The 13,740-nt window shown below is 36.1% G+C and carries 7 protein-coding genes; 2 read left to right on the top strand and 5 right to left on the bottom strand.

Annotated features, from left to right (window positions below):
* Positions 1-12: 12 nt before the first annotated feature.
* The 5 genes from PHU20_RS13040 to PHU20_RS13020 form a co-directional block, all read right to left on the bottom strand.
* Positions 13-1,392, bottom strand: a complete 1,380-nt coding sequence (locus tag PHU20_RS13040) for a TlpA family protein disulfide reductase (protein WP_274825826.1) — start codon at positions 1,390-1,392, stop codon at positions 13-15.
* Between the two features lie 196 nt (positions 1,393-1,588).
* Positions 1,589-3,115 carry a RagB/SusD family nutrient uptake outer membrane protein gene (locus tag PHU20_RS13035; protein ID WP_274825825.1) on the bottom strand — a complete coding sequence of 509 codons (1,527 nt, stop codon included), beginning with the start codon at positions 3,113-3,115 and terminating at the stop codon, positions 1,589-1,591.
* 10 nt (positions 3,116-3,125) lie between these two features.
* Positions 3,126-6,737 carry a SusC/RagA family TonB-linked outer membrane protein gene (locus PHU20_RS13030; protein WP_274825824.1) on the bottom strand — a complete coding sequence of 1,204 codons (3,612 nt, stop codon included), beginning with the start codon at positions 6,735-6,737 and terminating at the stop codon, positions 3,126-3,128.
* 101 nt (positions 6,738-6,838) lie between these two features.
* Positions 6,839-7,969, bottom strand: coding sequence for a FecR family protein (locus tag PHU20_RS13025; RefSeq protein WP_274825823.1), 1,131 nt, complete (start codon positions 7,967-7,969; stop codon positions 6,839-6,841).
* A gap of 120 nt (positions 7,970-8,089) precedes the next feature.
* Entirely contained in the window at positions 8,090-8,647 is a 558-nt protein-coding gene (locus PHU20_RS13020) for an RNA polymerase sigma factor (protein WP_274825822.1), read from the bottom strand.
* Between the two features lie 712 nt (positions 8,648-9,359).
* On the opposite strand from PHU20_RS13020, the gene PHU20_RS13015 reads away from it, so the two are divergent.
* Both PHU20_RS13015 and PHU20_RS13010 read left to right on the top strand, forming a co-directional pair.
* The gene (locus tag PHU20_RS13015; protein ID WP_274825821.1) at positions 9,360-10,676 is read left to right on the top strand and encodes a TlpA family protein disulfide reductase; all 1,317 of its coding nucleotides are present in this window, start codon (positions 9,360-9,362) and stop codon (positions 10,674-10,676) included.
* A gap of 258 nt (positions 10,677-10,934) precedes the next feature.
* A complete protein-coding gene (locus tag PHU20_RS13010) occupies positions 10,935-13,646 on the top strand; it encodes a glycoside hydrolase family 3 protein (protein WP_274825820.1) in 2,712 nt (903 codons plus the stop codon).
* Positions 13,647-13,740 lie beyond the last annotated feature (94 nt).

Genomic DNA, 13,740 nt, shown 5'->3' with positions numbered 1-13,740 from the left:
AACCTATGTGGATTAAATTCCTAGTTCGTTAAACAAATCAATTAACTTTTTGTCCGAAGGCCTTGGTGCATTGGCCCTAACAATGTTTCCTTCTGGATCCAATAATATAAATCGGGGTATGCCCATGATTTTAAATTTTTTAATGAAAGAGGTGTTAAAATCATTATCCGTAATTAATTGAATTCCCCCCATTTCATCTTCGGTTACCATTTTTTTCCATTTGTCTTTATCTTTTTGTTTATCTGTAGAAATGCTTACAAAATGGATGTTTTTATCATGGTATTGTTTTTCGATTTTTTTTAGATAAGGGATTTCATATTTACACGGTGCACACCAGGTGGCCCAAATATCCATGTAAACAAATTTTCCTCTTAAATCTACCAATGACGTACTTCCGCCATCATGGTTTTCGTAATTTACAAACTCGGGCGAGGGATTATTGGAATCCAAGGCTTGCAGTTCTTGGTAAAGGACCTTTATTTTTTGTTTGTGCTCTTGGTTGGTAGATAAAGTCATGTACTTATCTATCAGCAGCTGTTTTTGCTTTGCCATGGGTAAATACATGTTTAAAGTATTGTACATAAGCTGGTTGGCAATGGTGTCTTTTTCTAGTTTTGAAGCTGCATCCAATTGGGCCAGGGGAGAGGAAATAGAATCCCTTTTGGCAATTTCCTTGGCGTCTTTTGTGATTTTCTGACTTACCAAGCTTTTATAATCTGAAGAATAGAAAAAGTCCGCTGTGTTGTTTAAAGGTAAATCATTGATTTCCTTTTGAAAGGCATCAGTAGTTTTAAACCCTTCTTTTTTTGCAAAGTGGGCATGATAATATTCATAAATACTTTTTCTGTTTATTCTTTCATAATTTAAAGCACGTCTTTCTTTGGCCCTGAGTTCGTCAGGTATATTTGAAACAACATCAAGTTTCATTTCCGCACTGAGTTGAAGCTTCTTTATAAGATTTTCAAAATCAGATTCTTCCAAAGCATAATGTTCCTTGTTTTTCAATTTGAAAGCATATACATCTAGAAACTTTTTAGAGTAATAATTATTTATACTTGCATTATCCCCTTTAAAATTCAATGCTCTGCCATAAAGCTGGTGGTCAGCAGAAAAATGTATAACGTTGCCTGGTGCCATGTAAACAGGTGAATACCCCTTGTCATAACGAATGTAATAGAGCCCTTCCTTAATCCTTAGGGTATCTATAAATGCTACTGAATCTTTAAAATTTATAGTTTTGGAAAACCCCTCAATGGAACTAATTTTAAGCTGGCCTCCTTCTGTATTATTGATAACCCCTTTTAAAATAACATAGTTGATTTCGGGGATGTTTTTTTTACAGGCCACCATTCCTAAAATTGTAAGAAACAGCATGAATTTTATTTTTTTCATGTTTTATGATTTGATTGGATTAACAAGAAATAACCCCTCGGTAATTTGCCGTAAAAGGGCATGTGCAAACAGAACAATTCGCAGTCCGACAATTGAAACAAGAGCCTTTATTTCGGATTTTTACCGATAGGAAAACGATAGATTCGGTTTAAAAGGCTTGCTAAAGAAAGTTTAACAAGCCTTTTGTTTTCACAAATCAATATTGATTTTGTTCCAATGCTCCTTCTGAAATAAGAATTTCCGAATTTGGGATCGGGAAGGCATATTTTCTAGAGTTTATATCCAAGGTTATGGTAACCGGACTTTCATCGCCTAAAATGACGTTTGCATTATATGGATAGAACGTTCTGGAGACAATGACATCATCCGAGGTATCTTCATTGTTATTGTAGCGTCTAATATCATACCATCTGTGAACAAAAGGCATTTCTCTTCGGCGTTCTTCCAATAGCAGCGTTAAGGCTTCTCCTTGAGAAGTTGCACTTAAATTAATTTCGGAAGCATCTGCCATGGCATCCATTCTGGCAGCTCTTAATATATTGGCTGTTTCAATCCCTTCGGCCCAGGCCCCCTGTCTTATTTGGCATTCTGCCTTGATTAGGAGCATTTCTGAAACAGATGGCCCACTGGGAAGATCACTCCTAAAGAAGAAAATATAACCTGGATAGCTATATGGAGGGTCTTTGGCCCCACGGTCATATGAATAATCTTCCACCACATGGTATTTGTATCTTAAATCATTGGTTTGATCATAAAGATCAAGCAATTCCGGTGATGGCCAATAGGCCCAATTACCGTTGTACATCATTCTATAATAGTATAATTCCCCAAACTCCAATCTATCTTCATGCACGCTCTGTAATTCACGGGTATAGGGATAAAGTATTTCTACTTGAGTTGGGTCTGGATCAAAAATGGTTACGTTATAAGTAATATCCGAATACCGCATATCTGTATTATAGTTTCTCAAGAAGTCATACTCGTCAAGGGACATTTGGGCGAAAGCTTGCGCGGTCCCATAATCATTTAAAGACAAATAATAGCGTGCCGCAAAACCATTTACAGCAGCTGTGTTTGCCCGCCAAGATTGTTTTAAATCATTGACTTCTCCAAACTCTCGGGTTATTTCCAAAGCTTTTGTGAGATCTGATTCAATTAACTCATAAGTTTCTTCAAGACTCGCTCTTTTAATACTTTCATCAAAGCTGGTTGTTTGCTTTATGGGCAGTCCCAACTCTTGTTTATTTGCCTCTGTATAGGGTAAACAAAATGTATTGGCTAAAACAAAATAGCTATATGCTCTGATAAAATGGCATTCTGCTATAATATTGGCTTTTTCTTCGTCAGTGGCGTCAACATCTTCAATTTCGGCGAGAACCATATTAGCCATGAAAATTTTTCTCCATTCCCCTGACCATCCAGAATTTCCTGCATCTGGGCCCAACTCGTTGTTCCACGTACCATAGATGGCATGGTATGTATTATAGAGCCCACCATTGTCGTGTAGATCGGTGATTAATCCAAAATCATCCGTACCAAAAATCGCTGGATAAATGCCCTCTTTATAAAACTGGGTATAATTGTCCAATATAGCTTCATACTCCTCTAGAGAACTTGGACTTATAGCCGATGTTTTGGATGGGGTTTCGTCCAAAAAATCATCACAACTACTAAATAAAGTTAATAGAGCAACAAACAGTGTATATATATATCCTTTTTTCATTATGTTTTTTTTAAAAGTTTAAATTCATGCCTAATGTGAAGGTGGCCTGTGGCCTTAGACTTTCTTTGGGGTATTCTGGATCTTCACCAAAATCATTGAACAAAATGACTCCCAAGTTATTGGCTTGTGCAAAAAGGCTCCATGAATTTATTCCTAGTTTATTTGTGATACTTTTTGGTAGATTATAGGTAAGATTGACCTCTTGCAATCTAATATGTGATGCGTTTTCTGTTAGGTAAGACAAATAAGGGTAATAAACAGAATAAAAATAATACCTAGATACCCCCCCAGTTGATGGATATGGTAAAATTTCGTTGGGATCACCGTTGGCTACCTCGCTAAATTTCTCATTAACATAGGAGTTTCCATTTGAAAGATCGTCGTAGTTAAAGCCCTGTCTTCTAAAAACATGACCAAATTTTCCGGTGAAGATAAATGAAAAGTCAAAATCGTAAATTTTAAAAGCATTTCTAACGCCTAGTATTGTTGGGGCATTCGTTGTACCACCTGCAATCATATAATCGAGAGGATTACCACCTGCTCCCAAGTTAAGATCGATATTGCTGCCATCTTCCCCATATACGCTGGGTGCCATAACACCACCTCCTGCATCATATAAGCCGGCATATTCAAAAGACCAAAGTTCGTTTGCGTTATACCCTTCAACATAAGAAGTTGTAGGCCCTATGGACAACTCTGTAGAGCCATATACCAATTTGTTGAATTCAGTAATTTCATTATCATTATGGGAATAATTAAAAGTTCCGGACCACACAATGTCGTTTCCTTTTATAGGTAGCGAGGTACCAATGCTTAGCTCTATACCCTTATTTACCATTTCTCCCTTATTCAATCTCTGGGATGTTGTTCCATAAACCCCGGATGTAGCTTGGTCAACTATTAAATCCTCACCTTTCTTATTATAAATATCTATACTACCATACAACCTACCTTTAAAGGTTGAAAAATCGACGCCAATATTTAAACTAGTGGTTCTTTCCCATCTAAGATCAGGGTTGCCCTCATCAATAACCGTTGCTGTAAGTTGTTCTGTAACCAGATCAAGGCTACTGCCCAAACTGATAATCGGGGTAAATGATGAGTTTGGAATAATATTACCGCCAGAACCATAGGTAGTTCTTAGGTAAATCTTATCTAGCCAAGAAGCCCCTTCCATGAAATTTTCCTTTCCAAGGTGCCAGCCTAAACCACCTGACCAAAAGGGATCATATCTTAAAGCCGGGTTTTCCGAAATTATGTTAGCCGCATCTGTTCTATAACTCCCTGTTACTACATACTTATCATCAAAGGTATAAGCTAAATTTCCATATAATGAGAACAGTCTGGTTGTGGTTTCACTGAAATAATGTTGAAACGACAAACCAAATGAATGGAAATAACCTGCATATGTTGCCGGCAAATTATTCCATAAACGATGAGTGTCCCGATCCTCTAAGAGGTCTGAACTTATTAATGTCTCTGGATTATAACCAAATGAAGCAGGGTTGATCGTAGCTTTGGCCGTTCTATTACTTAACTCGCTGCCCAACAATACATCCACATGATGTTTTTCACTAAATGTGCGATTGAAATTTAATTGATTTCTCCAATTATAGGCATTGACTTCGCTAGAACTTAAATTTAAGATATCACCACTTGGAACCAATTGAGTCGGCACATCACCTGTTCGCCATTCAGGTCCTGAGGTCTCGTTTACAAATTTTCTGACAGCATATGTTTCGTCATTGTAATAATCCCTATTTTTAGTGTTGAACAACTCATATTGGATTTTAGAGGACAATTGTAATCCGTCGATGATATCCACGGTCAAACCGGCATTTATGCGAGTATTTAATTGTTTTGTATTTAAATCTCTATTTTGAACTTCGGTTATGGGGTTGTATGACCAATCGGAATAAGGGAAAAGTTCAGAAGGTACAAATTCGTTGAAATTGGGCATGTAATAATTTAAGTAAGACATATCTGTTAAAGAACCGTCTTCATTTTTTAGCATATCCCAAGGCGATAGACCTTTAATGACGTTTAGCATATCACCAGAGTTCGCTGTTACATCGGAGTACTGTAACATAGCACCGAAGTCTAACTTTAAACCCTTTGCCAACTGCGTTTGATTTTTGAAGTTTACCTGATATTCTTTGGTGTCATCACCTATGAAATAACTATTTTTATTTTCGAACAATAAGGAAAGGCTATTGGCCATTTTCTCATTTCCACCGGAGATGCTGATGTTATACTGAGCAGTTAAGGGGGTAGCCAACAAATAATCCCTTATTTGATCAGAGTTGTCCAGACCGGCCAAGGTAGCTAAAGTGGCATCTCTTTCAGCTTCCGTGATTCTCCCTAATCTTGCCTCGTTCATTGCTACTATGGCCTGGGAATAAGGGGAAGATACCTGAGTTGCCGAGATACTAGGAGGTCCAAAGTAATCGCCAAAAAAATTGGTATCAAAGGCAGCCTGTTCATATTCTAAGTAATCTGCACTTGAGCCCCTCGCAAGTACATAATCCAGATCCAACTTGCTGGAAGTACGAACAAATGTAGAAATGGAAACGTTGGTCTTCTGTTTTTTTACCTTTTTTGATTCAACTACAATCACCCCATTGGCTGCCTTTGCTCCCCAAATGGAGGCTGCAGCGGCATCTTTTAATACCGTAATACTTTCTACGTCATTGGGGTTAATGGTTTCAAACGCCCCTTCAATGGGAAAACCATCCAAAACAATTAAAGGATCTGCATTAGCCACTAAACTTGACAAACCCCTAATTTGAAAACTAACGGATCCATCTGCTGCAACGGTACTTTGAACCCCTGCAACTGCGCCTATGATTCTTTCTGAAATACTGGATGCAGGCTTATTAATTAGGTCTTTTTTAACCCCCACATAGGCGCCAGTGGCCCTTTCTTTTGATATTTCTTGGAAACCCGATGATATAACAACAACTTCATCGAGTTCACTTACCGATTCCTTTAAAGAAATATTATAAATAGTTTGACCAGGGGTAATTTGGGCTTTAAAATATTCAAACCCTAGACCAGTAGCTATTAGATAATAGCCAACTTCTCCTGTTATCTTAAATTCACCATTGAAATCTGTGGCTGTGCCCCTAATATAAAAATCACTGTTTATTGGCCCGCTACCAGGTTCCCTACTTGAAATATACACCGTTATTCCAGGTATAGGTAGGCCGTTTTCATCTGTGACAATACCTGAGATCTCTAGTTCCTGAACGGCAGATGCCTTTCTTATCGTAATGGTGTTATTGGCTGAAATGTTGAATTTGAAATTCCCTTTTGACAGACTCTTTTCCAACAATCTATTCGCTTTCATAACCCCTTTTTTAACGTTTACTTTGGGGTAATTTTTGAATATGTCTGACCGGTAAATAAATCTAAAGTCTGTTTGTTCTTTTATCATGTCGAAAACTTGGTCAACGGTAAGGGTTTTATCTTCCGGTATTTTAATTTTCAAGTTCTGTGATAATACATTTACTGGAGAAAAACTAAATACTGTTGAGCACAATAAAAAGATAAAAGTTCTCATAATGATTTTTAACAGTTTCTTTCGGAGAAAGAAAAAAACCTTGGTTAATTTAATTTCCATAAATTTGCTTGAGTTAATTAGTTAAACTTTTGATTAATTATCTTTAAGAGGGAAAAGAGGTTTGTGTTGTGAGAATTCCTAACCTTGATTCCCTTTCTTTTTTATTTGAAGATTATAGTCTTATCATTTATTTCATATGTGATGTTATTGGTGTTATAAATTGAGAATAAAATCTCTTCAATGGATTGGTTCTTATCTAATATCCCTGTAAATAAAATATCTTCTGCCTCTTTATTGGCAAATATTACCTCGGCATCATACCATCTGGATAATACTTTCATTATATTACTTAAAGGCATATCCTTGAAACTAAACACACCTTTTCTCCATGACGTGATACTGTAAAGGTCATCTACATTTATAAGGTCAACAGCATTGTTATTTTTGTTAATGATGGTTTGCTGATTGGGCAATAAAATATTTTCATAAGAGTCGGATTTTATTAAAATCTTCCCCTCCACCAAAGTAGAATAGATTAAATTTTCATCTCGGTAAGCTTTTATATTAAACTCAGTACCCAACACCTCTATTTCTTGGTCATTGGTTATTACTTTAAATTTTGCCCCCTCATGATTTGAGCTCGGAGACACATCAAAATAAGCTTCACCATATACCAATTCCACAGCTCTAGGTTCTCCTTTAATAAAACCTTCTGGATATTTTAATTTCGATTCTGAATTTAACCAAACCTCCGTGCCATCAGAAAGCACCACGTGATATTGCCCACCTCTGGGGATGGCTAAATAATTGTATGCAATTTCAGGATTTTGATTTTTAGAGGGTTGATACACTAATTCCTCACCATTACTCTCAATATTATTTGAAATATAATGTTGCCCTTTTTCTAGTGTCACATTGGTGCCATCAGCCAACGTAAGCGTTGCTTTGTCCGTACCGATTTTAATGTTTTTTGTTGCCACTTCAGGAGCAACAACCTTATGTTCAGTATTCTGTTGGACTATAATGGTAATCGATACCAATAACACTATGGATGCGGCAACGGCATATTTTAAATAATTGGTTTTCTTAGCAGAGACTGGCTTTATTTTATTTTCTATGGATTTCCAGCCTTTTTCGATATCCACTAATAAAGCTTCATCTTGTTGTGCTTGCTTTACTTTTTCAAAAAAATCTTTGTGCTGGTTAGAATCATTATACCATTTAGAGAAAATAGCGGATTCCTCTTCAGAAAGAGTATTGTTTAGTTTTTTTAAAATTAATTTGAAATCCATTTTAAAGTTTACATTGTTTTAAAGTTAAGACAACGAAAAATCAATAATGGGTGACAAAAAAATAATTTTAATTCAACAAAATTCAAAAAACACTAAAATTAAAGTGGCGAAAAAAGAATTTTAATGCTTCATTTCAAGCAAAATAAGAAGAATTGTTGTCAATTCTGTAATTTTTAATTTTGCCCTTTTTAATTGTGTTTTTACTGTATTTACAGAAATATTCATCTCTTTTGCTATCTCTTGATACTTGTAATTTTGGAAAAACTTGAGTTTTACTATTTGCTGCATTTTATCGGGAAGCGTGTCAACAATTTTTAAGATTTGATGGTAAACAATTTTTTTATCCTCTTCGGAAGTAGCATCGAAAACAGTCTCAGTAATTAAATTGATGTTAAATTCAAGAATTCCAAAATCATCATGAATCTTCAATGACTTTAGGTAATTTAAACATCTATTCCTTGTCATGGTATAGAGATAGCCTTTTAACGATGTTTCTATTTTCAATCTATCGGCATGCTCCCATATATAGATGAAAACTTCTTGTACAAGGTCTTCACTTGCATCCTTATCAAAAAGGTAGCCATTAGCATAAACAATTAATTCCGGATAGTGTTTCTTGAAAAATGTTTTAAAAACTTTTTCGTTTTTATTGCTAATTTCCTCAAGTATGAGATTCATTAAGATTAGAAAATTTCATGAATATTATTTGAAACTATTGATAAGTTATAAACCTATTAATAGCCGAACGTAGGCAAATCTAACAATACAATTAGTATTTAAAAATTTAATCAGTATAGTCATTTAATTTTAATTAACTTGATAAGTTAAAATGTCATTTTTTATTTATTTAATCAAATCCCTCATAATAATTCATGATTACAGGAAACATCAAATCGCAAGTAGATGAAATAAGGGAAAGTTTTTGGACCAAAGACGAATCAAACCCTTTAACGGTCATTGAGCAGTTTATCGTAAGTTTCCCTCAGTTGTAACAGCTTAGTTTTCTAAAACTACCTTAGCGTTGTCATTATTATTAAAGTATTGGAATTAAGGGATTTAATTTCAAAATAGGCTGTAATTTATAACCTATGGGTAATGTTTTATAACCGATATTGATTACGTAATCTATTTTTACATTATCCCCTGTGCTTGCTGAAAGAAAATACGTATTTAATTTCTGTCATTTGATAGCATTGCGTATAAACGGAATGGAAAGTAGGATTTACAAGATCAAAACATTCATTTGGATATATATAATAAGGGTTGTAAGATGCGGGATCGGCACAAACGGGGAGGTAGGAGGCTTGGAGTGAATCCCTCCCTGTCTTCTCGACGTTCAACTGTTGCCTTTACGCTTGCTCTAAATAACCATTAACCATAAATAAATTAGATGAAATTCAGTGTTGTTTTGTTGCTCAGTATTTACCTTCTATTCATACAAGGCTGCTCAAATGAGAAAATCTTCAAATTACCCATAACATTCCAAGAGGGGTATGGACCTTTTGATCCAGCCATGGTAGGAATATCACCTTATTCGGATAATGAAAATGACCCTTGGAAGAAAACACATCTAAAAACATCCGGAATACCTAAAAACTGGACTGATGTTAAAATTGGAGATGTGGATACAGATATATACCAATCCGTATATCAAAACTATTATTTAGGGAATATTACAAAAGAAAGGTATGAGGAATTACAAAAAACATGGAATTGGGAGCCAGACTCGATCAATTTATCGAAAAAACCTATAAAATCTAAAATCGCTTTTGCTTTTGGGGAAGATTCTGTTGGCGAACTGCAAATGATAGTCGACGCAAATAATAATCATGATTTTAGTGATGACGATATTTTTAAACCTACGGAAGTCAACCCGAAGGGTACTATCAATAATGATTCATTAGTAAAGAGTAGCGCCATCAAAGTGAGTTTTGAGCAATTTTCAAATGATAGGATAATCCAAGTTAGTGCTCCACTTTTAATCGTGCACATGAAACAATACAACATATTCTTAAGCAATTTCGCACAATATGCAACAGCAAGATTTCAAGGGGAGGAAATAGCTATTTCGTCTAACGATTTTACAAATTTGTCGTATGACAAAGTGGGCATTATAAAGGTTGGCGACTTGATTGAAAAAGGAGAAAAGGCCCATTACCAAAGCTTGATCGCAAAAAATGAATTTCTTGAAATTGAAAATGGGATCTATAAGAATTTAGGTGTAAAAAAGAACGAAAATGTATTGGTATTGGAAAAAATGGATTTACCCAAAAGCAAATTGCCCTCTACCCAAATTGGATTTAAGGCTTATGATTTTTCTGGGGATGATTTCAAGACAAAAACTCCAATTACATTAGACAGTTTTAAAGGAAAATACGTATTTCTTGACTTTTGGGCCACTTGGTGTGGTCCCTGTATCCAGGAAATGCCTAACCTAACTTATTTATATGAAAACATTGACAGGTCAAAGTTTGAAATCATTGGCATTGTTGGCGATAGTCCAGCAGAAGATTTAGAAAAAATGATAATTAAGCATTCAATATCTTGGCCTCAAATTATATCAAACGATTTAAATAGAATAAAAGAAACCTATGGAATAGGGGGATATCCAACAACGTTTCTTCTAAATCCCAATGGAATTATCGTGGCAAAAAATTTAAGAGGAAAGGAATTGGAAAAGAAAGTCACTGATTTAATGAATGAATAAAACCGGCACCTAACACCTATAACCATTAAAAAGCCATGGCTTTTTTACAAGTCCGGTCGGAAGTGGGGACGCAGTTTTTGATACTTTGTATGAAAACTAAGGGAGTATTGAAGACTATTTTAATAGATACCGTCGTATGAAGTTTCCCTGTTTAGGCTTCACGCGTACATCGTACAATGAATCTTTAAAAATGGTTACCCTTAAGAAAGTTCAATTAAACGATTTTATTATGTGCCCAACATTGAAAAACAAAGAATTATGAAAAATTACTTAGCAACATTACTAATTACTTTAATAACACTGCCAGTTTGCAGTCAGGTAGTATCAAACCAAACCCATAAGTTCATGGATGTTAACTTGGACTTTGAAACAAGGGCCAAAGATTTGGTTAGCCTAATGAACCTAGATGAAAAGATTGCACAATTAGGAGACCACGCTCCTGCTGTTCCTCGTTTAGGTGTTCCCGAATATAACTGGTGGAACGAATGTTTACATGGAGTGGCTCGTTCAGGGGTAGCCACCATGTTCCCTCAAGCTATTGGTATGGCTGCTTCGTTTGATCCTGCCATGATGAAGAAAGTTGCCGATGTAATTAGTGATGAAGCACGTGCAAAACATCATGATGCAGTTCGCAAAGGAAATTTTGATAGATATTATGGATTAACTTTCTGGTCACCTAATATCAATATTTTCAGGGATCCGCGGTGGGGTAGAGGTCATGAAACTTATGGAGAAGACCCATACCTAACAGGTCAAATGGGAATGCAGTTTGTAAAAGGACTTCAAGGCGATGATCCTAAATACATGAAGCTTGTTGCTACCCCAAAACATTTTGCAGTGCACAATGGTCCAGAACCCGATAGGCATGTTTTTAATGTAACACCCAATTCGCGCGATTTGTGGGAAACCTATTTACCTGCGTTCGAAAATTTAATTGTAGATGCCAAAGCATATTCCATAATGGGAGCTTATAACCGTGTAGACGGAGAGTCGGCTTGTGCAAGCTGGTTACTTCTTGAAGATATTTTACGTAACAAATGGAAGTTTCAGGGCTATGTCGTTTCCGATTGTGGCGCTATTAGAGACATTCATGCCTTTCATAAAATAGTTAATACTCCAGAGGAAGCTGCTGCCATTGGAGTGCGTAAAGGCTGCGATTTAAACTGTGGGTCTGTATATCAAAATCATTTAAAAAAGGCAGTTGAAATGGGTTTAATTGACGAAGGTGAGATTGATTTGTCCTTATATCGTTTGGTATTGGCAAAAATGAAATTGGGCATGTTCGATCCAGCCGAAACTGTACCTTATGCCAATATTCCTATTGAGGTCAATGATAGTAAATCCCATAATGAAATGGCTTTGGTTGTGGCTCAGAAATCAATGACTTTGCTGAAGAATGATGGTATCCTTCCTTTGAATAAGAATAAGCTGAAAAGAATTGCATTAGTAGGTCCGAACGCAGATAATATCAAGGCTTTACGCGGCAACTATTTTGGAAAAGCTTCACACCTTGTTACGGTGAAAGAGGGGATAGAAAATGCCGTAGGTAAAGATGTTGAGGTGACTTATTCTCAAGGTGTACCCATGGTAATACCTGATATCACTAATAAAGACTTTCCAATAATTGAAGCAAAGTACTTATCTACTGTTGATGAGAATGGGGAAACTATAGAAGGTTTAACGGGGCATTATTTTAATAACATGAAACTAGAAGGCGAAGCCGATTTTATAAGAGTGGATTCTCAAATAAAGTTCAAATGGCCTAGCGAAACATCACCAACAAGTACTGAAGTCGCCCAGGGAATTATAAGTCCTGATAAAGCGATTCGGAATGATGCTTTTTCGGTCAGTTGGACAGGTAAATTGCAAGTTCCACTGACAGGTACTTATAAGCTGGGTGTAGCTTCAGATGATGGATGTAGGCTTTGGGTCGATGGAAAAAAGATTGCCGATGGTTGGACAAATCAATCCTTAACTCCTTATTTTGGGGAAATTCAATTGAAGAAAGGACAATCCTATGATATTAAGGTAGACTATTACGAAAACACGGGAGGTGGAGAGGTAAACCTTATTTGGGAAACACCAGAGTATATTGCTAGGAACACGATTGATCCTACCCTAATATCCAAAGAAACATTATCCGAAGTTAAAAATGCAGACGTTGCCATATTTGTTGGTGGATTGGATGCATCGTGGGAAGGTGAAGAAATGAGAGGACGTGATAATATTGAAGGCTTTAACCGTGGTGATCGAACTAAAATTGAACTACCACAAACCCAGTTAAGGGCTTTGAAAGCGATGAAAGATACTGGAACTCCAGTCATATTTGTTTTAATGTCCGGTAGTGCCATATCTCTCGATGGTTTGGAAGACGAATTGGATGCAATCCTAATGGCTTGGTATCCTGGACAACGAGGGGGAGATGCCGTAGCTGACGTGTTATTGGGTAATTATAATCCTGCAGGTCGACTACCCGTTACGTTCTACTCATCAACGGATGAATTGGCAGATTTCAAGGATTATAATATGCGTGCCGGTAAAGGGTTTACTTATAGGTATTATACCGGTGAGCCATTATATCCATTTGGACATGGCCTGAGTTATTCCAATTTTGAATACACTAAGCTAAGTACCGATAAAACCACACTAAAGAGCACTGATAAGCTTTCTGTATCGGTAAATGTTAAAAATACAGGAAAATTTGATGGGGAAGAAGTCGTACAGCTCTATGTTAAAGATGTAAAATCAGATACATGGATGCCTGTAAAACAAATGCGAAAGTTTGAACGTATAGACCTTAAAAAAGGTGAATCAAAAACCGTTCGATTTACATTGGATATAAAAGAGGACTTCCGCTATTTTGATGCTATGTATCGTGAATATAAGGTGGAACCAGGTGAATTTGAAATTCAGGTGGGAGCTTCCAGTAAAGACATTCGATTGAAAGAAATCGTCACTGTTAAGGAATGAAATTCCAGCGGGGATAAGTAACATTTAATGACCAAAGAGTTATAAATATATTTCACCGAAAAGGAAACAATGAGATGTTGAAAACACCTCAGAT

The sequence above is a fragment of the Maribacter polysaccharolyticus genome, assembly GCF_028882255.1.
Classification (GTDB): domain Bacteria; phylum Bacteroidota; class Bacteroidia; order Flavobacteriales; family Flavobacteriaceae; genus Maribacter_A; species Maribacter_A polysaccharolyticus.
This window is presented reverse-complemented; position numbering and strand designations above follow the sequence as displayed.

What these genes read in the sequence shown, in the direction of transcription:
- PHU20_RS13040 (WP_274825826.1), bottom strand. Translation starts at nt 1,392, where the DNA reads ATGAAAAAAATAAAATTCATGCTGTTTCTTACAATTTTAGGAATGGTG.
- PHU20_RS13035 (WP_274825825.1), bottom strand. Translation starts at nt 3,115, where the DNA reads ATGAAAAAAGGATATATATATACACTGTTTGTTGCTCTATTAACTTTA.
- PHU20_RS13030 (WP_274825824.1), bottom strand. Translation starts at nt 6,737, where the DNA reads ATGGAAATTAAATTAACCAAGGTTTTTTTCTTTCTCCGAAAGAAACTG.
- PHU20_RS13025 (WP_274825823.1), bottom strand. Translation starts at nt 7,969, where the DNA reads ATGGATTTCAAATTAATTTTAAAAAAACTAAACAATACTCTTTCTGAA.
- PHU20_RS13020 (WP_274825822.1), bottom strand. Translation starts at nt 8,647, where the DNA reads ATGAATCTCATACTTGAGGAAATTAGCAATAAAAACGAAAAAGTTTTT.
- PHU20_RS13015 (WP_274825821.1), top strand. Translation starts at nt 9,360, where the DNA reads ATGAAATTCAGTGTTGTTTTGTTGCTCAGTATTTACCTTCTATTCATA.
- PHU20_RS13010 (WP_274825820.1), top strand. Translation starts at nt 10,935, where the DNA reads ATGAAAAATTACTTAGCAACATTACTAATTACTTTAATAACACTGCCA.